The following is a 22,295-nucleotide window of genomic DNA, read 5'->3' on the forward strand; positions in this document are numbered from 1 at the left end:
CGCAGCATTGAACGAATTCCCGCCGCCTGTGTCCTACTGCCGCGTGTCCCATCGTCTCCTTGCCTTGTGCGCCTTGTTGGCTGTGTGCGTTGCCCCGTCGTTCGCGGCGGAGACGCTGGCCGAAAAATCGTTGAAGGAAATCGTCGAGCGACAGAAGCAGCTCTTCGAACGCGCCGAGAAGGAAGGCGACCAGCTCGACGAGGCGCGCTTCGCCGGCGAGGCGAAGGGCATCGCGAGCAGCTACGACGTCTTTATCCTGAATAACCCCGACTTCGCCGCCGGCTACGTCGCCTACGGCGTGTTCCTCGGCAAGATCGACATGACCAAGGCGGCGGTCGCGATGCTGCTGAAGGCCAACAAGCTCGACCCGAACATCCCGCTGGTGAAAAACCAGCTGGCAAAGCACCTCGCGGAGGACGGCAAGCCGCTCGAGGCGCTGCCGTATCTCACCTCGGCCATCGACCTCGCGCCGAATGAGCCGCTTTACCACTTCCACCTCGGGCAGCTGCTGCTCGCCGCGCGCGACGACTTCCTGCACGAAGGCACGTGGACGCGCGCGTCCCTCGATAAGGCGATGCTCGAGGCGTTCCAGCGCGCGGCCGACCTCGCGCCCGCCGACCTGTCGCTCGCCTATCAGCACGCCAAGGCCTACTACGAGATCGAGCCGCCGCGCTGGGACGAGGCGCTCGCGGTCTGGGAAAAACTCGGGGGCCGCGCCACGACCGAGTCGATGCGGCAGCTGATCAAGCTCCAGCGCGCCAACATCCTCGTGAAGCTCGACCGGCGCGACGAGGCGCGCGCGCTGCTCGATCAGGTCACGGACCTGAAGCTGACCGACGAGAAGCAAAAGGTCATCGACGCGCTGGCCGGGACGAACGCACCCGCGGCGGCCAAAACCGCGAAATAAGCGACGAATTTCCAACTGGCCGCTCGGCGCTTGCGCGCAGCGGGCCGGACTGGCAAGTCCCACGCATGCCTTTGCTCAATCGCCTCGAACGCACGCTCGGGCGCTTCGCGATTCCCAATCTCTCGCTCTACCTCGTCATCGGCCAGGTCTTCTTCTGGAGCGTCAGCTTCCTAGGCTATTTCGATCTCGAGCGCATCGCCCTGCTGCCGATTGCGGTGCGTCAGGGCGAATTCTGGCGACTGGTGTCGTTCCTGTTTTATCCACCGAGCTCGCATCCGGTGTTCATCGCGTTCGCGTGGTATCTGTTCTGGATGATGGGCAGCGCGCTCGAGGGTTACTGGGGCGTGTTTCGCTACAATCTCTTCATCTTCACGGGCTGGGCGCTCACGGCCGGCGTGGCGTTTCTTTTTCCGGGGACGTATGCGATCAACGTCTTCCTCGCTGGCAGCGTGTTCCTGGCGTTCGCGTTCCTGAATCCGGATTTCGAGATGATGCTCTTCTTCATCCTGCCGGTGAAGATCAAGTGGCTCGCGCTGATCCAGTGGCTCTTCTACGGCTACGCGGTCGTCTTCGGCCCGTGGCCGGTCAAACTCGCGACGCTCGCCGCCGTCGGCAACTTCCTGCTCTTTTTCTCCAGCGACATCGTGCAACGGGTCAAAACCGGCCGCCGGCGCATGGAGCATCAGGCCCGCGCCGCCGCCGCCCGGGCCGACGAGCGCGAGCCGCGCCACCGCTGCGTGGTCTGCGGCAAGACCGAGCTCACGCATCCGATGGAGGACTTCCGCTACGGCGACGACGACAAGTGTTATTGCTCGGAGCATCGCGGCGGCAAAAAGAGCTGAACCATGCCCGCGCGCCCGCACACCGTCGGTGAATGGCTCGAGTGGGCCGTGCGGCGCTACGCCCGCGAGGACGTCGCGCTCGGCCAGGTGGCGGACAATGCGCACGACGAAGCGCTCTACCTTTTGCTCCGCACACTCGAGCTGCCGCTCGAAAGCCCACGCAGCGTGCTGCGGCGCAAGACCACACCCGAGCAGGCCGCCGCGCTCACGGAGGTTTTCCGGCGTCGCATCGACGAGCGCACGCCGGCGGCGTATCTCACGCGCGAGGCATGGCTCGGCGGGCACAAGTTCTACGTCGACGAGCGCGTGATCATCCCGCGTTCGTATTTCGTCGAGCTGCTGCCGGAGGCGATTCCGCAGTGGTTGCCGGCCGGCAAGCCCGTGAAACGCGTCGTCGATGTCTGCACCGGCAGCGGGTGTCTCGCGGTGTTGCTCGCGGATCGTTTCCCGGAGGCGAAGGTCGACGCGATCGAGCTCTCGCCGGATGCCGCGGCGGTGGCTCGGTTCAACTTCGCCCAGAACGAACTCGGCGCGCGCATCAAGCTGCACCGCTCGGACGTCTTCGACGCCGTGCCGCCGGTGAAATACGACGTCATCCTCTCGAATCCGCCCTACGTGCCGTCGCGGGAGATGAAAGGCCTGCCGGAGGAATTCCGGAAAGAACCGGCGATGGCGCTGGACGGCGGCGCGGACGGGCTCGACATCGTGCGCAAGTTGCTGCGTCAGGCGCGCGAGCGACTGCAACCGCACGGCATCGTGACGCTCGAGGTCGGTCAGGCGAAGGCCGCGCTCGCGGCGAAATTATCCGAGCTCGACCCGCACTGGCTGTCGACGCAGGACGGCGAGGATTGCGTGTGCGTGATCACCGCCGCGCGGTTGCGCGCATGGGGCGGTTGAAATTCACGCCCAGGACGGCGGGAGGGCGACGGTGCCGTGGGCACCCGGTGCGTAGCGGGCGCAGGGGCGGCCGGGATGCACGAGACGCGTGGCGCGCGCGGGATGGGCGCACCAGAGCCACTCCTCGGCGAACGGATCGGTGCGGATCGTGCGTGCGAAGCGGCAGTCGCTGCCGCAGGGCTGGCCGTCGTCGGGGGGCAGCAGGGCGGCTTCGGTCTCCCGGAAAAACTCGCTCACGCGGACCTCATTTCTTGGTTTCGAGCTGGCGCACCGGGAGACCGGCGTCGATCCAAGCCTGCAGGCCGCCGGCGTTCACGACTTTGTAGCCTTTCTCGGCCAGCGCGGCGCCGACATTGCCGGCGCGTTTGCCGGAGCGGCAGTAGAGGATGAGCGTCTTGTCCTTCGCGGCTTTGGCGAGGAAGGGCTTCCACTCGAACTGGGCGTTCTCGAAATCGCTCTGCGGCAGCAGCACGGCCGGCGCGGCGACGCCGGTCTGGAACCACTCGGCCGGCTCGCGGACGTCGATGAGCGTGGCCTTGCCGTCGGCGACGAGTTTCGCGGCCTCGGCGGGAGTGATGCGGGCGACTTCGGCGCCGCACAACGTCAGGGCACCGAGGAGGAAGAGGACGGCGAGTTTCTGGAGCATGCCCCGAGCTTGCGCGGAATCGCGTGCGGGGCAAGCGGCTCAGTCTGTCTTCGGCGGAGTAGCCGCGGGGGCGGGAGGCGGATTTTCGTAGGAGACGCGGATGAGGCCGCGCCATTCCCACGCCTGGTAGCCGGTCGCTTTGTCCTCCGGGTAGAGGCGCTCGAGCATGTGCAACACCTGGGGTTGCAGCGACTCGACCTGGCCGTGGCAGAGCAGGCATTTCGGGTTCACGGCGATGGGGCGGTAGACGCGCCACTCGAGCGGGGCGCCGGGCTGCTCGACTTTTTGCACGATCAACTTCGGTGGCGATTCACCGGATTGCATGGCGATGCGCACGAGGTCGAGGGCGGCGAAGTCGGCTGCGTCGGGCGCGTTCTTCGGGTCGCGGACGCGGAAGCTCGTCAGCTTGATCGCGGTGACGACGGGCTTGCCGGCGACGGGCTTCGGTGGCGCGAGGGACTTGAGGTGCAGCAGCTCGACGGCTTCGTCGAGGCCCTTCGCCGCGAGCGTGCGCTCGACTTCGACCATCAGCGAGCCGCCGACGCGATCGATGAGGCGTTCGCCGGATTGGCTGATGGCGGCGGCCTCGGGATCGCTGCCGGCGGCCCACGAGAATTTCATTTCGGGTTTCGCGGGTTCTTGCGCGGACAACAGCGCGCACAGGCCGACGAGCACCGCGGGGTAGCGGGAGTGCTTCATGGGGAAAGTATACACCCGGTGCGGCGCTTTGCCTACGGCGGCAAACTTTCGCAAGAGATGCGCAGGGTGAAAATGGTAAGGCCCCGCCGACGGGAGTCGACGGGGCCCGCCATGTGAACGCGGCGCGTGAACGCCGCGCACCCACCTGCGCTCAGGTGAAGATGATCTGGCCGCCCGCGGCCAATTCGTAGAAGTCACCGACGGTGAGAACTTTTTCCATCGCGGGCACGAAGTCGGCCTGCGTGAGGTGGAACATGTCGACGGTGGCCTTGCAGGCGTAGAGGTGGCCGCCGGCGTCGGAGATCATTTGCACGAACTCGGAGACGGGCGGGATGTCGAGGGCCTCCATCTCCTTTTTCATCATGTTCGTGGCGAAGGAGGACATGCCGGGCAGCGCGCCGAGGATGGTCGGCAGCGGGAAGCCTTTCGCGTCGGGCACGCGCATGGCGGCGTTGCCGACGGTGGAGATCTTAATTTTGTCCTGATAGTCCTTCATCACGGCGTAGAGGCCGAAGAAGGTGAAGAAGAGGTTGGCTTCGATGCCCTCCATGCGGGCGCCGTTGGCCATGATGAGGCCGGGATAAACGCCGTCGAGCGAGCCGCGCGAGACGATGATCGAGACCTTCTTGATTTTTTCGGGTGAAGACATGGCGGAAGAAGTAGCGAGTAGCGGGTAGTGGGTAGCGAGTAGACGGGAGCGCAGTGTGCGGAGGATGATCTTTCCTCTTAATCTTTCTCTTTCGTCTTTCTCCCTCCGGCTGCTCGTTATGCGCGAGCGCGACTGAAGCGGGGAGAAAGAGAAAGATTAAGAGAAGGAGGAAAGAGTCGGGCGGCTGGCTCAGATGCAGCCGTGGGGCTTCTTGATGCCGGCGATCTTGGCGGCTTTCTTGGCGGGGCCGCCGGGGAAGAGTTCGTAGAGCTCCTTGGTCGGGACGCCGCTCTCCTTGGTGAGCTTGCGCATGGAGGGGCCGTCGCCCTTCGTCTCGAATTCCTTGCGCATGTAGTTCAGCACGACGAAGTGCCGATCGGTGAGGGCGGCGATGCCTTCCTCGGTGGCGAGGACCTTGGCGATTTCGGCGTCCCAGTCCTTGGAGTTGGTCATGAAACCCTCGGCGTCGAAGTCGATGGGCTTGTTGTTGATGGTGCGGATGGCCATGGCGATGGTGGGTTGGCGGTTGAAGAAATGGGGTCAGGATTTGACGGGCAGGCGTGCGGCGCTGCCGGGGGTGTGCGCGCTGAGGTTGCGGAGGAAGACGATGAGGAAGCCGAGGCCGCGGCGCATCTCGGGCTTGTTGACCTCCTTGAACGCGGTCCAGAGGGAGAACTCCTCGACGCGGTCGAAATCGATCTTCTTGTAGACCTCGACGGCGTTGTTGATCGCCAGGAGCATCTCCGGTTGCGTGAGGTTTTTCACAGTGGAGAGGATCGCGACGACGTTCTCCGAGAGGAGGCGGATGTCCTCGATGGAGAAGTTGGCGACGACGTTGTCGAGGACCTTGGTCATCTCGCGGCCTTTCTCGAAGTAGCCCTTGCGGTCGAGCTCATCGAGTTTCGCGATGGCGTCGTTCATGAGCTCGCGCGCGATGGGGGTGGCGTCGGTGACGAGTTCGCGCGCGCCGTGGAGGGCGACGAGCGAGGCTTGGAGGTCGTCGACGCTGCGGAGAACCTGCTTGAGGAGGGCCGCGACGTCGTCGGGGCGGAGGTGCGGCGAGACGTCGTCGAGCTCGGTGGCGAGGGCGGGGAGCATTTCCTTGCCGACGCGGGTGAGGTCGTCGCGGAGCTCGTCGATCTCGCGGCGGACGCGGCGGACGGCGGCCAGTTCCTCGAGCACGAGGTCCATCTTGCGGTCGAGCGCCTCGAGGCGTTCGGCGAGCGCGGTGTCGGGCGTGGCGTTCATGGCGGTCAGCGGCGTTTGCCCGCCATGCTCAGGGCGGAGTCCATGGGGAGTTCGAGGCCGCGGAGGAGGACGTTCCAGTAGACCCAGCGGAACATCATCTTGCCGTAGTGGTTCATCCGCGTCTCCTCGAGGAGCGCGAGCGGGCCGACGCCGGGGAACGGGAAGAGGCCGGGGAGAGGCTCGGTGTCGTAGTTGAAGTCGATGAGGAAGGCCTTGCCGAAGCCGGATTCGATGAAGCAGTTGGCGTGGCCGTCGAAGTGGCCGTGCAGCGGGCGCTCGTCGATGGCGGCGAGGAGGTTTTCGACCAGGATGTCGGCCTGGAAGTGCACGACGGAGCCGGCCTTGGAGGCGGGCAGGTCGGTGGCGTCGCCGAGGGCGAAGATGTTGTCGCGGACCTTGGTGCGAAGCGTGTGCTTGTCGGTGGGGACGTAGTTGAGCTCGTCGCCGAAGCCGGAGCGGGCGATGGACTCGTCGCCCATGTTGGTGGGCACGGTGACGAGGAGGTCGTAGGGGACCTCGCGTTCGTCCCACGAGAAGAGCTTGCGCTCCTCGGTATCGACGCGGCCGACGGAGTAGTCGGCCGTGAGCTTGATTTTCTTCTGGTCGAGGACGCCGCCGAGCAGGGCGGAGGCCTTCGGCTTGGTGAAGGCTCCGGGGAGCGGGGTGACGTATTCGATCTCGACCTTGTCGCGCAGGCCGCGGGTGGTGAAGAACCAGTCGGCGAGGAAGGCGAATTCGAGCGGGGCGACCGGGCACTTGATGGGCATCTCGACGATGTTGATGACCATGCGGCCGCCTTCCCAGGTCTGGAGCTTGCGGGCAAGGGCGACGGCGCCCTCGAGGGTGTAGAAGTCGAAGGCGTTCTTCTGCCAGCCCGGGCCGGCCAGACCCTCGGTCTGCGTCGGGACGGGGCGCGTGCCGGTGGCGATGATGAGATAATCGTAGGCGAGGATGCGGCCGTTGGTGAGGCGCACCTGATTCTGGTCCGGCTCGATGACGTCGATCGGGGAGATGACGATGTCGATGCCCGGCGCGAGGTAGTCCTTGCGGGGCTTCACGACGTCGCGGGCGGTGTAGACGCCGAAGGGGACGAAGAGGTAGCCCGGCTGGTAGTGGTGCGTGCCGTCGCGGTCGACGATCGTGATCTGCCATTCGGAGCGGTCGAGCGCGTGGGCCATTTTGTTGGCCATCATGGTGCCCGCGGTGCCGGCGCCGAGGATGAGGAGTTTTTTCATGGCGAAGGTGGGGTGGCGGAGGAGACTATCCGAAAAGCGGGGCGGTCTCGCCAGTGGAAACCGCCCCGGATTAGATGTTATATGCGCATATGCGCATACAGATTAGAAATGCTTTCGCGGGACCGGCCTCAGAACCGGTAGCTATACATCAGCTGGGCGTTGTTCTGCCCGTGGGTGATGTGGATGCCGTAGCCGTTGGTCTTGCCGACCTCGAAGCCGTGGGTGAACGAGAAGTCGACGCTCGAGCGGTCGTCGAACTTCCAGCCGCAACCGACCATCAGGTGCTTCTCGATCGTGGCGGGGAAAAGGCAGTTGAGGAACTTGTCCGGGATCGGGTCGGTCGAGTAGGAGCCGCCGAAGCGCACGGTGAACCGGTCGGTCGCCTGGTAGGCGGCGCCGAACTGCGCGACGAGCTGGTCGTCCCAATTCTGGAAGAGCACCGCGCTCAGCTGCTGGCCGGCGAAGTTGCCGTTGCTGGCGGCGGACGACGCGGTGAAGGTCATCGCGAACTGGTTCATCACGCTCGCCCAGTAGATCTGGCGGAGATCGGCGGCGATGAGCCAGCGCTCGTTCGGGCGGTAGGCGAGGCCGGCGCCGAGCATGGCGGGCCACTCGAAACCGTTCACCTTCATCTCGCCGTGGAGTGTCTGCGCCATCGCGCCCATGCCGGGGATGTTCAGCTGGAAGCTCAGCGCGGCGCGGCTGGTCTTCAGGTCGCTGAGCGAGGACTTCGTGTGGTAGGTGAGGCCGAGCGTGAGTTGCGGGCTGGCTTGGTAGACGAGGCCGATCTTGCCGGCGTAGCCGTAGCCCTTGGCCTCGCCGGTCATGGCGTTGCCGTTGGAGAAGTTGAAATAGGCGTAGTCGACGTTCGTGCCGGCGGGCAGCGTGGCCAACATGCCGCTGAAGCTCTGCACGATCGTGCCGGAGGCGCGGCCGAACTGCTGGCTGGTCGGCATCACGAGGTCGAAGAACTGCGTGCCGCTCATCGCCATCTTCAGATCCATGCCGGCCCACATGAAATCGGCCGTCGCGGCGACGTGGAGGCGGTCGTTCACCTTCCAGACGAGCGGGGCGATGACGCGGCCGACGGAGACTTCGGTGCGGTTCTCGAGGCCGAAGCCGAGGCCGCGCCAGGAATTGGCGTCGTATTGGCAGCCCATGCCGCCCTGGCCGAAGATGCCGAGGCCATAGGTAAAATCGCCTGAGCGGCGCGCATAGCCGAAGGCCGGCATGTAGAACGCCGTGAGCTGCGAATCGGCCGATGCGCCGGCGGGATTGGTTGCCGTGATATCGGGCCCGAGGACGCCGAGGGCGACATCGAGGCGGGCGCGCTCGGCCATGAGGCCGAGCGTCGCCGGGTTGTTGATCACGGCGGCGGCGCCGTTGTCGAAGGCCATCGAGGTGCCGCCCATCGCCGTGGCGATGGGGCCGTAGCCCTCCATGTTCATGCCGTTGGTCGCGACCAGCGGGCTCGTTAAACCGACTGCCGCGAGCGTGGCCGCGAGCGGGAGAAGGGTGCGCAGGGATTTCATGGGGTTGGTTGGGCGGCGTGGCCGATCCGGCGGCATTCTCGCACATGTGCCGCCCCGCTGGCTGCGCACGGATTGCGCCAAGGAACACGCATGGCTAGTTATATGAGCAAATGCTCAAATAGATTAACACAGCTTACGCTGCCGGTGCGGCACAGTAGCCGGGCGAATTCCGTCCGAAAGTTCTCCTCTCATCCGCGGGCCCGCGGCAAGGGGTTGTAAATGTCGCGGCGGATGTGCCGTTGAGAAGGTGGTCACCTTTCCCATGAAAAACCTCAGCCTCCGCGTCCAGCTGCTGCTGGCCTTCGGCGTTGTTGCGTCCATCGCCCTCGTCGTCGCCAGCATCGGCTATCTCGCCACCCATCGCGTCAGCGGTTACGTCGAGCGCATTGGCGAGCACACGATGCCCGCGATGGAGGGATTGCTCGATTCCCGCTTCGAGCTCGAAAGCCTGAGGGTCGCCCAGCGCACCCTGCTTTCCCCGAACCTCAAGCCCGACGACCGCGCGCGGCAATTCACCAACGCGCGTGACGCCCTGGAGCGCTACCAGAAGGAATTCGGCTTCTACGCCGCGGAGGCGAAACACGGACCGCACGCCGCCGAGATCACGCAGCTCGAACGGCAGGTCGCCGAATGGAAACAGGCGAACGACAAATTCTTCGCTACCGTGCGCGTGCTCGAGCAGATGGACGTCACCAATCCGGTGGCGCTCGAAGCGCAGCAGGAGGGCTTTCGCGGCGATCACCATCAAGCCATCGCCCGCGCCGCCACCCACATCTTCGGCGGCAAGACCTACACGGGAGGCGCCGACCCCACAGCCTGCCGCTACGGCAAATGGCTCGCCAGCTACCAGACCAGCAATCCAGCGATCAGCGGCCTCATGGAGAAATCGCGCGATCCGCACACCCGCTTTCATGCCGCGGTCGCGAGTATCCAGGCCAGGCTCGCGGCCGGTGAAACGGCCGAGGCGCAAAAGATCTACACCGAAAACCTCGTGCCGGCCGCCGACGAGACCATCGGCATGTTCGGCTCCCTGCTGGCCGAGACCGCCAAGGCGCGCACCATCTACGATCAGCTCGATCACATCACGATGACCGAAGTGCGCGACAAGCAGCGCGTTGTGCAGGCCTCCTACGCGGCGTTGGTCGACGCTTCCAGGCAGGACGCAAACAAGGCGGTCGATACCGCTCAGGATGACGCGCGAGCTTCCGGTCGAGGGGTCGCTCTCGCGGCGCTCGTCGGCGTCGTGCTCGCGCTGGCCTTCGGTTTCGCGCTCGCGTTCTCGCTCTCCCGCCGCGTCGGCGAAGTCAGTGCGACGCTCGATGCCGGGGCCGATCAAACCGCCGCCGCTGCCGGACAGATTGCCAGCGCCAGCTCCAATCTCGCCGCAGGCGCCAGCCGCCAGGCCGCCGCGCTCGAAGAGACCTCCGCCACGCTCGCCGAGATCTCGAGCATGACGAAACGCGCCGCCGATCATGCGCGGGACGCTAAAGCCGTCGCCGGCGAAGCCCGTGGCGCCGCCGAGACCAGCGAGAGCGACGTCGCGCAAATGAGCCAGGCAATGGACGACATCGGCCGCGCCACGCGCGAAGTCGAAGCCATCGTGAAGACGATCGACGAGATCGCCTTCCAAACGAACATCCTCGCGCTCAACGCTTCCGTCGAGGCCGCGCGCGCTGGCGAGGCCGGCGCCGGTTTCGCCGTCGTGGCCGGCGAGGTGCGCACGCTCGCGCAGCGCGCCGCCGATGCCGCCAAGGACACCGCGCAGCGCATCACCGCCGCCAGCACCGCCAGCAAATCCGGCCGCGACTACGTCGAGCGCGTGCAGGGCCGGTTGACCGAGATTCTCGCCAAGACCCGCCAGGTCGACGAAGCCATGGAGGCGATCGTCGTTGCCGCGCGGGAACAGGATGCCGGCCTCACCCAGGTGAACACGGCGATGGCGGAGATGGACAAGCTCACGCAGGAGAACGCCGCCTCAGCGGAGGAATCCGCGTCCGCCTCGGAAGAGTTGCACGCGCAAACCGAGGAACTCCGCGCCGCGATGGGCCGACTGCACGCGATCATCCGCGGCGCAAAAGCCGCGCGGGTGGAGGAGGACGCGCACTCCGCTGAGCTGGCGGCCCACACCGGCCGGCAAGCGGTTCGCGAAGCCGCACCGGCCGCGGTCGACCTCGCGCCCGCTCGCTCGGTGTGAGTCGTCGGGACGGATCGCGGCGTGGCTGGAGTGGGGGTGGCCGTCGATACGATGTGCAAGCACTCCCAGCCTGTTCCACGGCTGGGATCACGGCGATTGCCGGTGACGCGACGATTCGGTCGCGCGATGCGGCCGAGCTTCTTGGGGTCGAAGTGGAGCAACTAACCGGGATGCTCTCGCTTGTGGTGCACCGCCGGACTTCACAGTGCCGTTCTACGGGATCCTTATCGGAGTGCGGGCCGGTCGCGCCGTCGGCCTCGAACCGGCTCATCCACTTGCGCACGGTCTTCGGCGTCTGCTTCCCGACCAAACCAAACGCGCGATGTCCTCTCAACTACGCGGGGTAGTCCGAGTATTGGTGTGCCTGTCCTTCCGGTGCCTCCAGAGTGGGCTGCTTTGTTTCCAACCCATCTCTCTCAGCTTCGCACCAGAGGGACAACGTCCTGAAAAGTTCGCAGCCCGGCTCTCGGGTCGGTGCGCGACGGAGCGGGCGGGGCCCTGCGGCCGCCGGTGAGCAAGATCTGCGCACACTTGGCGCTTGCCGCGGGGCGGTCGTAGCCGGGAATGGTTCGGATGTTCACGTGAGAAATCCACGCTCCAGCTCCGTGTCTTCCGGTCGCCGTGCCATCGTGTTGTGCGCGTTCGCGGCGGCGGGCTTTTTCGCGCTCCCCTGGACGTGGCTCCGCCATTGGGAAGCGGACACGGCGGACTTCCGGCTGCGGTTGCGCGGGGTGACGCGTGACGCGTCTCCGGTGGTCATCGTAAGCATCGAGGAGTCGAGTTTTTCGCTGGCGGAGCGGGCGCCGGACGCTGCGCGACGCGAGCCCGTGCTCGCACGCATGGGGCAGCCGTGGCCGTGGGATCGGCGGGTGTTCGCCGCGGTGCTCGACCAGCTTGCGCGGGCCGGGGCTCGCGCCGTGGTGTTCGACGTCGTGTTCGCGGCGGAGACGGCGGGCGATCCCGAATTCGCCGCGGCGCTCGCGGCGTCGCCGGTGCCGGTCATTTTGGCGCGGGAATACGTGGTGAGCGAGACGCTCGAGGGGGAGCGAAGTGTCTCGACGATCGAGCCGCGGACGGAGTTTGCCGGGGCGGCGCCGCGGGTGCGCACGGGTTTCGCGAACGTCTGGCCTGACGACGATGGCGTCGTGCGCGATACGCGGCTGGCGCTGGCGCCGGGCGAGTTGCTCGGAGATGCGCCGGGCGGCGAGGCGGCGGAGCCGTCGCTCGCGCTCGCGGCGGCGCGCGTGTTGGGGGGCGGGGCGGCCGTGGAAGCACGGGACGGACTCATCAACTTCCTCGGTCCCGATGGCACGGTCCCGCGCGTGCCGATCGAAAACCTGTTCCTCCCGGACCGCTGGAACGGCTCCGTGCTCGCGCGCGGCGAGTTTTTCCGCGATCGCATCGTCGTCGTCGGGCCATGGTCGGAGGTGCGGTTCAAAGACTACCACGCCACGCCGTTCGGCCTGATGGCCGGCGCCGAATTGCAGGCCAACCTCATCGCATCGCTGTCCGGCCGCGGATTGCTCTGGGCCGCGCCCGCGTGGCTCGGCTGGCTGGCGGTGGCGGTGGCGGCGGCGCTCGCCGGCGTGGTCTGCGTGCGCGCCGCGGGCGCGGTGCGGCAATCGCTGACGTTGCTCGCCATCCTCGGGGCGTGGCTGGTGCTCGCGCAAGGCGTGCTACTCGCGGCCGGCGGGGTGTTGCCGGTGGCCGCGCCGGTGCTGGCGCTGCTCACCGCCGGCGTCGGCGGCATTGCGGTGCGCTACGCCGGCGAACAGCGCCAGCGGCGCCGCCTGCGGACGCTGCTGGGCAGCTACGTCTCGGAGCAGATCGCCGAAGTGATCGTCAACCAGCCGGAATCGCTCGCGGCCGCGATGCGCGGCGAGCGCCGGCCGGTGACGGTGTTGTTTTCCGATTTGCGCGGCTTCACCCGGCTCTCCGAGGAGCGGCCGCCGGACGCGTTGGTCGCGCAGCTGAACGAATACATGCACGCGACCGTCGACTGCATCCTCGCCGAGGGGGGCACGGTGCAGAAATTCATCGGCGACGCGATCCTTGCCGTCTGGGGCGACACGCATTCGGCGGGCGCCGCCGAGGACGCCTCGCGCGCCGTCGCCGCGGCGCTCGCGATGGACGCCGCCCTCGTCCGCCTCAACGCCGAGTGGGCCGCGCGTCCCGACCGCGTGCCGCTGCGCATGGGCGTGGGCCTGCAGCACGGTGTCGTCACCGTCGGCAACATCGGTCATCCTCGCCGCATGGAATTCGGCGTGCTCGGCGACGCCGTGAACACCGCCTCGCGCCTCGAGGGCGCGACAAAGCACCTCGGCCTGCCGTTGCTCGTCGGCGCGCCGGTCGCGCGACTCGCGGCGGGGCGGTTCCGTTTCGCGTTCGTCGCGCGCGTGCGACTCGCCGGCCGCGCCGCGCCGGAAGAGGTGTTCACGCCGATCGGTCGGGCCGATGAGCCTGAGCCATTGTGGCAAAATGGTTACCAAAAAGCCGTCGCGCTGCTCCAGGCGGGCGACTTCGCTGCGGCGCGAGCGAGCCTTGCCACCCTCGTCCCCGACACGCCGCGAGCGCGCGAGCTGGTTGCGTTTCAGGCCCAACGTGCCGACGCCCTGGCCGCGCACCCGCCCGCGTCGTGGGACGGCACGCTCCGCCTCGAAGAAAAATGAAACCACTTTCCGCCATGAAAACCGCCCTCCGCCACTGCGTCTTCGCGTTGGCCGCCTCCGTCGTGTCCGTCTCCGCGGCGCCGCTCGTGTTGGACCACTCGACCGTCATCGAGGTGGTCAACCATGTCGACCACCTCGCCGTGCCGACCGACGCCGTGACGCCGGCCGTGGTGCAGATGGAGCTGCGCGCGCCGGACCGCCTGCGCACCGGTCGCGACTCCCGCGCCGAACTCCGCGCCGAGGACGGCACGATCACGCGCGTCGGCGCGAACACGCTTTTCGCGTTCGACCCGCGCGGACGCGAGCTGCGCCTCGAGCGCGGCAGCCTGCTCTTCCATTCGCCGACCGGCAAAGGCGGCGGCACGATCCGCACCTCGTCGGCCTCGGCCACCGTGCTCGGCACGACGCTCATCGCCGCGACGACGCCCGACGGCGGCTACAAGCTGCTCGTGCTCGAAGGCCGCGCCGAGGTGAAATTCGCCTCAGGCAACGCACTCCAGCTCGAGGCCGGCCAGCTCACGTTCGTGCGCCCCGGCACCGGCGGCGTCGGCGTGCCGGGACCGGTGGTGCCGTTCGATCTGGCGCGGCAGGTGAAGGGCTCGAAGCTCGTCCAGGGTTTCTCGCGTCCACTCCCGTCGCAGGCGCGCATCGACCGCGCGATCCAGACGCAGGGCAAGGCCGTGGGACTCGGCCGCTACGTCACCACCGGCTTCCTCGTCTTTGCCGCCAGCAGCGACACGCAGGTCAACGGCATCGAGACCTCCGGCCCCGACGCCGACAACAACCTCGTCGGCGAATTCACCGCCGCGCAGCGCCTCGCGCTCAACACCTCTGCGACGCTCTCCACGCCCACGCTGCCTGAGGCGCGCGTGTTCCGCTCGCCGCTGCTCGTGCCGAAGAGCGAGAGCCCGTATCTCAACGCCCAATCCGACACGCTCATCACCGGCCTGCTCGCCGACACGCTCACGATCACCACGCCGACGCTCAGCCTCTCGACGTGGGGCGGTCCGACGGATTTCCAGCTCGTCGGCAAGACCCGCATCGACGTCACCGGCGGGCTGAAGTTCACGGACCTCGGCAAGGTGAACTTCCTGCGCCTCTTCAGCCCGCAGGTGAACCTGCCGTCGAGCGGCACGATCTCGGCCACGTTCACCAGCGCGACGCACGGCACGTTCTATTTCGACACCGACGAGACCTTCACGCTCGGCGCCGTCACCTTCGAGTCGCACGGCGGCGGCGTCATCCTCCAATCCCACAGCGGCGACGTCGTGCTCGACGGCACGACTTTCCACTCCGACGCGCCCATCGGCGCGCTCGCGACCGTCGCCGGCGCTGTGAACCTCGACGCTCGTGTCGGCAACGTCTCCGTGACGCGCGCGCTCGTCGACGCCCCCGGCGGCGCCTTCGCGATCTCGGGTGCCGCGGGCGTCACGATCCGCCAATCGAACTTCGCGCTCGGCGGCAATTTCTGGGCCGACTCCGGCAAATCGCTCACGTTCGACACGCTGACGTTCACCGCGCCCGCCGGCAGCGTTTTCCAAGGCACGGGCAACGACACGATCACGGCGCGCGCGTTGGATTTCCGCGCGTTTGCCGAGGTCAACCTCGGCGCCCGCACGCTCGTGCTCGAGTCCGTGCACTTCGCCTCCGGCACGACGGTGCGTCTCGTCAGCGAGAACGGCCTCCTCGCGCCGAACCCCAACACCGGTGCCTCCGCGGCGACCGGCTACGTGAACTTCATCCGCGACGTCACCTACGCCGACAAACCCGCGCAGGACTTCGTGTCCGTCGCTGCCGGCGGCACCGGCGCGCAACCCACCGCGATCCAGATCTCCAAGCCCAACTGAACGGGTCCGCGATGAAACCGCTTTTCCATTTCGCTCTCCTCTCACTCGCTGCCGCCACGCTGCCGCTCGCCGCGCCCGCCGCCGCACCAGCCGGCCCCCCGGCTGCCGCCACCGTCGAGGAGCTCTATCGCGGCGAGCTCGACGACACCGGCCCGCAATACCTGCTCCAGCCCGCCGCCGGCCGCCCCACGCGCTTCGCCGTCTGGTCGCGCGTGGATGCCTCGTGGACCGACAACGCCACATTCACCGAGACCAATTCCGGCGAGACGACCGTCTCGTCGTTCCAGCTCGGCGGCGATGTGAACTGCCTCGAACGCACGGTCGCCGCCGGCAAGCTGCGCCTCGCCGCCGGCGCGCACGGCCAGATGTTCCGCTACGGCTTCGCCAGCGACGACGACCGCGTGATCGATTACCTTCAGGTCGACCGCAACAACTTCGACCTGCTCGGCACGCACCTCCGCGCCACCTGGCAACGCGGCCCGTGGCTCGCCGCCAGCGCGCTCCAGGGCACGTTGCTCCACAACCGCAGCGCCGGCCGCACGTTTTATCGCGAACTCGCCTGGGACGCCGCGCTCTACCGCCAATGGACCGTCGCCGGCAAAGCGACCGTCCTCGTCGGCGCCGATCTCGCGCGCCGCTGGTCGACCACCGAAACCTACGGCCTGCTCCCGCGCAGCTGGAACGACCGCGCCGAGGCCGGCCTCACCGCCGCCTGGCAGCAACCGATCCGCGGCAAACTCGCGTGGCGCGCCACCGCTCGCGTGACCGGGACCGACTACACGCACGCCGACCGCTCGCGCCGCGACGTCACCGGCTCGCTCGGCGCGGAGCTGCTCTACACCTGGCGCGAGCGCTGCGATTTCCGGGTGTTCGTCAGTCACGAACGCCGCGACAGCACCGAGCCCGCCATCGCCGACTACGCCCGCTGGGAAGCCGGCGCGGGTGCCGGCGTGCGGTGGGAGTTTTGAGCGAGCCCGCGTGCTTGCCAGCGCATCGCGGATGCGTTGGCTGTTTCGCCGATGCCCTCGAAACCCATTCCCGGCTCCAGCGGCGAAGTGCTCACGTGTCTTCCGTCGGCTTACGTGCCGCATGCGGCGACCGGCTTGCTGCACCTGCCGCGCTTTCTCGCGAAGGCGAGATACGTGAAAGAGCACGGCGCGCTCCCCGCGAGTTACGCGAAAAACTACAAGCGCGGGATGGACCGGTTTCTCTGCCTGCACCTCGGTATCGACCCGGCGGCGGTGGAGAAAATCGTCTTCGAATGCATCGATGCCGGCCTCGACGACGCGGAACGCGACCGGCGCCTGCTCGCGCTTTTCTCCGCCGATCTCCGCGTGGCGAAATGGAACCGCGACTACGTGCAAAAAGGCATGACGCCGAGCGGCCGCGAATTCCTCAAGGAAGCGCTGACCAACATGGGTTGCGCCGACCGCGTGGACCAAATCGTGAGCGTGGTCGACCTGATCGAGTTCGACGAAGGCCGGATCGAGTGAGTCGTCGATCCGCGACGGCGCTTCTTGGCTGACGTTCAGCGCTCGACGTTGGTCGGATCGGGCGCGAAGGCGGAGGCTCGCGGGCGGCGCGGCAGCCAGCGCGGCACGACGCGCTTGTAGTCCTCATACATCGCGCCGAAGCGGAAACCCAGTTCGGGCTCCTCGTGCAGCACGACTGCGATCTGCGCGATGCACGCGAGACAGAGCAGGTAGAGCGCGATGCGCCATGATTCGAAATAGACCGCTTCGCTCGCGACGACCGTCCCGAGCGAGAGATACATCGGGTTGCGCACCCAGCGATAGAGGCCGCGCTGGACGAGCTTTCGCGGCGCGTCGAACGGAGCCACCGTGCCGCGGCCCTTTTGCAGGAAATGCCACGCGCATTGGAAGTAGCTGCCGAGCCCGAAGGTCGCCACCGCGATGGCGGCGTATTCGTGCCAATGCAGCGCTTCCTCGAGCCACACGGGATGGCGCTCGAACATCACAATGGGCACCCAACCCGCGACGACGGCGGGAAACAGGCACGCAAACAAGAGGCTTCGCAGGCGCAGGAGCACAGGGGTGGTTGGGCCGCCGGGAAAACACCCTATAGCCCGCACCGGCGCAAGCAAATGTCCTCCTTACGCCGACACCCGCGCGTCAGACGCCGCCGATTGGCAATTCGAACCAGAACACCGCGCCGCCCTCCGCCGGAAAGTCGGCCCCGACCGCGCCGCCCTGCGACTCGACCAGTTGTTTCACGATGCTCAGGCCGACGCCATGGCTCTCCTCGCCGCCCGTGGGGCGGGGTGAGAGACGGGCGAATTCCGTGAACAGCGCGGCGCGCTCCGCCGCGGGCACGCCCGGGCCCGAGTCGGCGACCTCGACCCGCGCGCGCGCACCGGCTTCGCGCGTGCGCACCGTCACGCGGCCGCCGCGCGGCGTGAATTTCAGCGCGTTGCTCACGTAGTTCGTGAGCGCCTGGTAGGCGTGGCCGGCGTCGGCGCGAACGGGCGGCATCACCTCCGCGAGTTCGAGCGAGAGCATGGTATGCTTGATCTCGGCCGCGGGCTCCTGTTGCGCCACGACGGCGGCGGCGAGGAGATTCAGGTCGCAGCGGTCGGACGCCGTCTGCGCGCCTGAGCGGCGGAGATTCAGGAAGGTATCCACGATGCGCTGCATCTGCTTCGCCGAGTCGTGGATGCTCTCGAGATATTCGGTCACCTCGGGCGACGCGCCTTTGCGCTTCGCGAGCTCGCCGGACATGAGGATCAGGCAAAGGGGATTGCGCAGGTCGTGGCTCGCCACGCGCATGAAACGCTCCTTCAACGCCAGCTGCTGCTCGAGCTCGTGGCGGAGGCGGCGGATCGTGAGATGGGTGTTCACGCGCGCGAGCGCCTCCTCGTGCTGAATGGGCTTGGTGATGTAGTCGACTGCGCCGGCCTCGAAGGCCTTCAGTTTTTCCGCGGTGTCGGTCAGCGCGGTCATGAAGATCACCGGGATGTCGCGCGTCTCGGCGCGTTCCTTGAGGCGACGGCAGGTCGCGAAGCCGTCGATGCCGGGCATCATCACGTCGAGGAGGATCAGGTCGGGGGCGTTGCGCGCGGTGAGCGCAAGCGCGTCCTCGCCGTCCTCGGCCACGAGCAGCGCGTAGCCGGCGTCGCTCAGGCACTCCGCGAGCACGCTGAGATTGGCGGGGGTATCGTCGACGAGGAGGATGGTCTCGGGCATGAAGAAGCGGGGAGCGGGGGGCGGGGAGAATTGATAGCGGAGGACGGAAGACAGAGCGCGGGAATCTTTCCTCTTTCTCTTAATCTTTCTCCTTCTCGCGGCGGAGAGGAGGAAGATTAAGAGAAAGAGGAAAGAGAAAGATCAGGGCGGCGGGTTAAGGTAGCGCGCGACGAGGGTGCGGATGGCCTTCATCTTGAAGCGCGCGGCGAGTTCCATGATCTGCTGCGCGAAGGCGGCGAGGCGCGGATCCTCGGCGGCGAGTTTCTGCACGAACGTGCGCACGGCGGCGACATCGCCGGAGCTGGCGAGTTCGAAGAGCTGGTCGGCTTGCGCGGGCGTGGGCGGGAAGGGCAGCGAGGGGAACGGCGACGCGGTTTCGCCGGGCGCAGTGGTGTCGCTGAGTTTCCACGTCAGGTTGAGGTGGCGGCCGATGAGGACGAAGAGCTCCTCGTCCTTGAACGGCTTGGCGAGGAACGCCACGCAGCCGGCGGCGATGGCGTTGGCGTGTTGCTGGTCGTGGGCGCTGGCGGAGATCGCGATGCAGACCGGCGCGGCGTCGCCGAGTTTTTCCCGGATGCGCCGCGCGGCGGCGAGGCCGTCGACCTGCGGCATGCGCACGTCGAGGAGCGCGAGGTGCGGCGAGGTTTCGAGCGCGACGCGCACGGCCTCTTCGCCGTCCTGCGCGGTCACGAGCTCGAAGCCGAGCGGTTGGAGCAGGTCGATCAGCAGCACGCGGTTCGGCTCATGGTCGTCGGCGACGAGGACGCGGCGGCGCGCGCCTTCGTAGCCGGTGAGGCGCCAGGGCGAGGTCGAGCCGGCGGGGGCGGCGGCGCTGTCGCTCTCGCGGAGGAGCAGGTCGAACCAGAAGCGCGTGCCCCAGCCGACGCGGCTTTCGACGTGCAGGCGGCTGCCCATCTGCTCGACGATGCTGCGGCTGACGTTGAGGCCGAGGCCGGTGCCGCCGGCGCGCTGGCGCTCGTCGCCGACTTGCGCAAACGGCTCGAACAATTTCGCCTGATCCGCCTCGGCGATGCCGGGGCCGGTGTCGCTGACGGAGAAACGCACCGTGCCGAACATCGCGCGCTCGATCGTGAAAACGACGCCGCCTTGTTGCGTGAATTTCACGGCGTTGCTGAGCAAATTGAACAACACCTGCCGCAGGCGCTGCGCGTCGCAGATGACGGCGCGCGGCAGGTCGGCGGCGAAGGCGGTCTCGAGGCGGAGGTTTTTCTCGCGGGCGCGTGGCGCGAAGACTTCGGCCACGCTCTGGCAGAACTCGGGCAGGCCGAACTCGGCGGGATGCAGCTCGAGCTTGCGCGCCTCGATCTTGGCGAGGTCGAGGACGTCGTTGATGAGGGCGAGGAGATGCTCGGCGGACTGGTGGATGACGGCGAGGCCGCCGCGCTGCTTCTCGGTCAGGGCGGTGTCGCGGCGCAGGATTTGCGTGTAGCCGAGGATGCCGTTGAGCGGCGTGCGCAGCTCGTGGCTCATGCTGGCGAGGAACTGCGTCTTGGCGCGGCTCGCCTCGTCGGCGGCTTCCTTGGCGGCGCGGAGCACGCGGTCGGCCTCGCGTCGCGCGGTGATGTCGATGACGACGCCTTCGAAGTGATCGGGCTCGCCGTTGGGGCGGCGGATGACGCGCACGGATTCGGAGACCCAGACGCGCGAGCCATCGCGGCGCAGGATTTCCGAGTCGAAGTTGCTGAGCTCGTCCGCGGTCTGGATGAGGTGGAGAAAATCCTCGCGGCGGCCCGGCTGGATGTAGAATTGCGCGCGGATATCGTTCACCGCGGCGATCATCTGTTCCGGCGAGTCGTAGCCGAGCATCGTGGCGAGCGCGGGGTTGACCCGGAGGAAGCGGCCGCTGGGTGTGGATTGATAGAGGCCCTCGACGGCGTTCTCGAAGATGCCACGGAATTGCCGCTCGGCGCGCGCGAGCGCCTGCTCGGCTTCGCGGCGGCGGACGGCGGCGGCGGCCTGTTGCGCGACGAAGTCGACGAGCGCGAGGTCGTCGGCGTTGTAGGCGTGGGCGTTCTCGTAGTCGTGCAGCGCGAGCGCGCCGATGGGGCGGCCGTCGATGAGCATGGGCGCGCCGAGGCGCACGAGCGGCGCGGCGGTGGGCGGCCGGTAGTCGCCGCGTGCGGAGAGGATTTTGGTCAGGTCCGCCTGCGCGATCAGCGTGGGGCGGCCGGATTCGATGACGTATTCGGTGAAGCCGAGGCCGAGCGGGCGGGTGGACGGCGTCTGCGCTTTGCCGCCGTCATGCTGGTCGGAGAAATACGGGAACGAGACGGCGCGGCCGTCGGCGCTGAGCAGCGCGATGTAGAAATTCCGCGCGGGCATCAGGCCGGCGACGATGCGGTGCACCTCGGCGAACAACGCCTGCAGGTCGCCGCCCGAGAGCACGGCGCGCGAGATGCGGTAGGTGGATTCCTGCACCTGCTCGCGCCGGCGGCGCTCGGTGAGGTCGATGGCGGTGATGAGCATGGCGGGCCGGCCGCCGAGCTCGAAGACGTCGGCGTTGAGCAGCACGTAGCGCGGCTCGCCCGCCTTGTTGCGGAAGACCGTTTCGTAGCCGTGGACGAAGCCGCGGGCGCGCAACTCGGCGAGCACGCGCTCGCGCTCGAGTTTGTCGGCCCAGACGCCGAGATCGACCGAGGTGCGGCCGATGACTTCCTCGCGCGCGAAGCCCGAGGCGCGCAGGAACGCGGCGTTCGTCTCGAGGATCTTCGACGATGCCAGATCGGCGAGGAGCATCAGCGCGGGGCTGGCGTGGAAGGATTTCGTGAAATAGTCCTGCGACTCGCGCTGGACCGCCTCGCTGCGGCGGCGCTCGACGGCGCTGGCGACCTGGCTGGCGACGAAGGTCAGCAGGCGCTTGGCCTCCTCGCCGTAGACGGTCTCGTCGCGGTAATCCTGCACGGCCACGACGCCGATGGCGCGGCCCTCGACGATGAGCGGCGCGCCGAGCCAGACGGCGGATGGCGTGCCGGTGGGTTTGTAGCCCTGGCCGGCGAGGATCTGGATCAGTTCCTCGGTGCGCGCGAGGAGCGGCTTCTTCGAGTCGATGACGTAGTCGGTGAGGCCCTTGCCGCGCGGGCGCGGGGCGGGGCGTTGCGAGCATTCGTCCTCGTAGTAGGGGAACGAGACTTCGCGGCCGTCGGGGCTGACGAGGGCGAAGAAGAGATTTTGCGCCGGCATGAGGCCGCCGATGATCTCGTGCAGTCGTTTGAACAGCGTCGCGAGGTCGGTGGTGGAGTTGGTGGCCTCGGAGATGCGGTAAACGGCGTCCTGCTCGCGCTCGCGCTGGCGGCGGCCGGTGATGTCGAGGCCGATGACGACGACGCATTTCTCGCCGTCGATGTCCACGATCTCGGCGTTGAGCACGGTGTCGCGCTCGATGCCCCGGCGGTTGCGGAAGCGCGCCTCGAAGTCGCGCGCCCGGCCTTCGGTGGCGAGGAGGCGGCGGTATTCGGCGCGCCGGTGCTCCTCGATCCACAGACCGAGATCGGTGATGATGCGGCCGATGGCTTCTTCCCGGGTGAGATCGCCGGCGGCGAGGAAGGCGGGGTTGGCGTCGAGCAACACGCCGTCGCGCCGTCGCGTGACCGCGAGCATGGCCGGGCTGGCGAGGAACGCGCGGAGGACGTTCTCGTGAGCGGCGATGGGCGGAGCGGAGGCGGGGCGCGGGTCGGCCATGCGGGCGGGCATCTTTGCCGCGCGACGC

At 67.7% G+C, this 22,295-nt stretch carries 19 protein-coding genes; 8 read left to right on the plus strand and 11 right to left on the minus strand.

The genetic code is table 11. The features are described from left to right. Positions 1-43 precede the first annotated feature (43 nt). The 3 genes from KF715_12130 to prmB all read left to right on the plus strand — a co-directional run bounded on the left by KF715_12130 (position 44) and on the right by prmB (position 2,646). On the plus strand, positions 44-907 hold the full coding sequence (locus KF715_12130) for a hypothetical protein (protein MBX3737435.1): 864 nt from the start codon (positions 44-46) through the stop codon (positions 905-907). 65 nt (positions 908-972) lie between these two features. Continuing rightward, positions 973-1,749: a hypothetical protein gene (locus tag KF715_12135; GenBank protein ID MBX3737436.1), complete on the plus strand. Its 777-nt coding sequence runs from the start codon at positions 973-975 to the stop codon at positions 1,747-1,749. A 3-nt stretch (positions 1,750-1,752) separates the two neighbouring features. Further along, a complete protein-coding gene (prmB, locus tag KF715_12140; GenBank protein ID MBX3737437.1) occupies positions 1,753-2,646 on the plus strand; it encodes a 50S ribosomal protein L3 N(5)-glutamine methyltransferase in 894 nt (297 codons plus the stop codon). A gap of 3 nt (positions 2,647-2,649) precedes the next feature. Here prmB and KF715_12145 read toward each other — a convergent pair whose 3' ends face one another. The 8 genes from KF715_12145 to KF715_12180 form a co-directional block, all read right to left on the minus strand. Then, positions 2,650-2,883, minus strand: coding sequence for a hypothetical protein (locus KF715_12145; GenBank protein MBX3737438.1), 234 nt, complete (start codon positions 2,881-2,883; stop codon positions 2,650-2,652). A 7-nt stretch (positions 2,884-2,890) separates the two neighbouring features. Next, complete coding sequence (locus tag KF715_12150) at positions 2,891-3,292, minus strand: rhodanese-like domain-containing protein (GenBank protein ID MBX3737439.1); 402 nt, start codon at positions 3,290-3,292, stop codon at positions 2,891-2,893. Between the two features lie 39 nt (positions 3,293-3,331). Further along, the gene (locus KF715_12155; protein ID MBX3737440.1) at positions 3,332-3,991 is read right to left on the minus strand and encodes a DUF3365 domain-containing protein; all 660 of its coding nucleotides are present in this window, start codon (positions 3,989-3,991) and stop codon (positions 3,332-3,334) included. A gap of 151 nt (positions 3,992-4,142) precedes the next feature. Then, on the minus strand, positions 4,143-4,640 hold the full coding sequence (locus KF715_12160; protein MBX3737441.1) for a DsrE/DsrF/DrsH-like family protein: 498 nt from the start codon (positions 4,638-4,640) through the stop codon (positions 4,143-4,145). Between the two features lie 189 nt (positions 4,641-4,829). After that, positions 4,830-5,147 (minus strand): TusE/DsrC/DsvC family sulfur relay protein, encoded by a 318-nt coding sequence (locus KF715_12165; GenBank protein ID MBX3737442.1) that lies wholly within the window; start codon positions 5,145-5,147, stop codon positions 4,830-4,832. Between the two features lie 33 nt (positions 5,148-5,180). Then, a complete protein-coding gene (locus KF715_12170) occupies positions 5,181-5,888 on the minus strand; it encodes a DUF1641 domain-containing protein (GenBank protein MBX3737443.1) in 708 nt (235 codons plus the stop codon). Between the two features lie 5 nt (positions 5,889-5,893). Next, positions 5,894-7,123 carry an NAD(P)/FAD-dependent oxidoreductase gene (locus tag KF715_12175; GenBank protein ID MBX3737444.1) on the minus strand — a complete coding sequence of 410 codons (1,230 nt, stop codon included), beginning with the start codon at positions 7,121-7,123 and terminating at the stop codon, positions 5,894-5,896. A 128-nt stretch (positions 7,124-7,251) separates the two neighbouring features. Further along, entirely contained in the window at positions 7,252-8,655 is a 1,404-nt protein-coding gene (locus KF715_12180) for an outer membrane protein transport protein (protein MBX3737445.1), read from the minus strand. A 262-nt stretch (positions 8,656-8,917) separates the two neighbouring features. On the opposite strand from KF715_12180, the gene KF715_12185 reads away from it, so the two are divergent. From KF715_12185 to KF715_12205, 5 genes are all read left to right on the plus strand, one after another. Next, complete coding sequence (locus tag KF715_12185) at positions 8,918-10,849, plus strand: hypothetical protein (GenBank protein ID MBX3737446.1); 1,932 nt, start codon at positions 8,918-8,920, stop codon at positions 10,847-10,849. A gap of 605 nt (positions 10,850-11,454) precedes the next feature. Then, on the plus strand, positions 11,455-13,518 hold the full coding sequence (locus KF715_12190) for an adenylate/guanylate cyclase domain-containing protein (GenBank protein MBX3737447.1): 2,064 nt from the start codon (positions 11,455-11,457) through the stop codon (positions 13,516-13,518). A 14-nt stretch (positions 13,519-13,532) separates the two neighbouring features. Next, the gene (locus KF715_12195; protein ID MBX3737448.1) at positions 13,533-15,365 is read left to right on the plus strand and encodes a FecR domain-containing protein; all 1,833 of its coding nucleotides are present in this window, start codon (positions 13,533-13,535) and stop codon (positions 15,363-15,365) included. Positions 15,366-15,376: 11 nt separating this feature from the next. Then, entirely contained in the window at positions 15,377-16,333 is a 957-nt protein-coding gene (locus KF715_12200; protein MBX3737449.1) for a hypothetical protein, read from the plus strand. Positions 16,334-16,384: 51 nt separating this feature from the next. Beyond that, the gene (locus KF715_12205; protein MBX3737450.1) at positions 16,385-16,858 is read left to right on the plus strand and encodes a DUF5069 domain-containing protein; all 474 of its coding nucleotides are present in this window, start codon (positions 16,385-16,387) and stop codon (positions 16,856-16,858) included. 35 nt (positions 16,859-16,893) lie between these two features. Here KF715_12205 and KF715_12210 read toward each other — a convergent pair whose 3' ends face one another. The 3 genes from KF715_12210 to KF715_12220 all read right to left on the minus strand — a co-directional run bounded on the left by KF715_12210 (position 16,894) and on the right by KF715_12220 (position 22,267). Beyond that, entirely contained in the window at positions 16,894-17,415 is a 522-nt protein-coding gene (locus tag KF715_12210; protein ID MBX3737451.1) for an isoprenylcysteine carboxylmethyltransferase family protein, read from the minus strand. Positions 17,416-17,497: 82 nt separating this feature from the next. Next, a complete protein-coding gene (locus KF715_12215) occupies positions 17,498-18,568 on the minus strand; it encodes a hybrid sensor histidine kinase/response regulator (protein MBX3737452.1) in 1,071 nt (356 codons plus the stop codon). Between the two features lie 141 nt (positions 18,569-18,709). Next, positions 18,710-22,267, minus strand: coding sequence for a PAS domain S-box protein (locus tag KF715_12220; GenBank protein ID MBX3737453.1), 3,558 nt, complete (start codon positions 22,265-22,267; stop codon positions 18,710-18,712). Positions 22,268-22,295 lie beyond the last annotated feature (28 nt).

This window comes from Candidatus Didemnitutus sp. (assembly GCA_019634575.1).
In the GTDB taxonomy this organism is placed as follows: Bacteria; Verrucomicrobiota; Verrucomicrobiia; order Opitutales; family Opitutaceae; genus Didemnitutus.

What these genes read in the sequence shown, in the direction of transcription:
- KF715_12175 (MBX3737444.1), bottom strand. Translation starts at nt 7,123, where the DNA reads ATGAAAAAACTCCTCATCCTCGGCGCCGGCACCGCGGGCACCATGATG.
- KF715_12205 (MBX3737450.1), top strand. Translation starts at nt 16,385, where the DNA reads ATGCCCTCGAAACCCATTCCCGGCTCCAGCGGCGAAGTGCTCACGTGT.
- KF715_12200 (MBX3737449.1), top strand. Translation starts at nt 15,377, where the DNA reads ATGAAACCGCTTTTCCATTTCGCTCTCCTCTCACTCGCTGCCGCCACG.
- KF715_12170 (MBX3737443.1), bottom strand. Translation starts at nt 5,888, where the DNA reads ATGAACGCCACGCCCGACACCGCGCTCGCCGAACGCCTCGAGGCGCTC.
- KF715_12180 (MBX3737445.1), bottom strand. Translation starts at nt 8,655, where the DNA reads ATGAAATCCCTGCGCACCCTTCTCCCGCTCGCGGCCACGCTCGCGGCA.
- KF715_12135 (MBX3737436.1), top strand. Translation starts at nt 973, where the DNA reads ATGCCTTTGCTCAATCGCCTCGAACGCACGCTCGGGCGCTTCGCGATT.
- KF715_12185 (MBX3737446.1), top strand. Translation starts at nt 8,918, where the DNA reads ATGAAAAACCTCAGCCTCCGCGTCCAGCTGCTGCTGGCCTTCGGCGTT.
- KF715_12155 (MBX3737440.1), bottom strand. Translation starts at nt 3,991, where the DNA reads ATGAAGCACTCCCGCTACCCCGCGGTGCTCGTCGGCCTGTGCGCGCTG.
- KF715_12220 (MBX3737453.1), bottom strand. Translation starts at nt 22,267, where the DNA reads ATGGCCGACCCGCGCCCCGCCTCCGCTCCGCCCATCGCCGCTCACGAG.
- prmB (MBX3737437.1), top strand. Translation starts at nt 1,753, where the DNA reads ATGCCCGCGCGCCCGCACACCGTCGGTGAATGGCTCGAGTGGGCCGTG.
- KF715_12150 (MBX3737439.1), bottom strand. Translation starts at nt 3,292, where the DNA reads ATGCTCCAGAAACTCGCCGTCCTCTTCCTCCTCGGTGCCCTGACGTTG.
- KF715_12160 (MBX3737441.1), bottom strand. Translation starts at nt 4,640, where the DNA reads ATGTCTTCACCCGAAAAAATCAAGAAGGTCTCGATCATCGTCTCGCGC.
- KF715_12195 (MBX3737448.1), top strand. Translation starts at nt 13,533, where the DNA reads ATGAAAACCGCCCTCCGCCACTGCGTCTTCGCGTTGGCCGCCTCCGTC.
- KF715_12165 (MBX3737442.1), bottom strand. Translation starts at nt 5,147, where the DNA reads ATGGCCATCCGCACCATCAACAACAAGCCCATCGACTTCGACGCCGAG.
- KF715_12215 (MBX3737452.1), bottom strand. Translation starts at nt 18,568, where the DNA reads ATGCCCGAGACCATCCTCCTCGTCGACGATACCCCCGCCAATCTCAGC.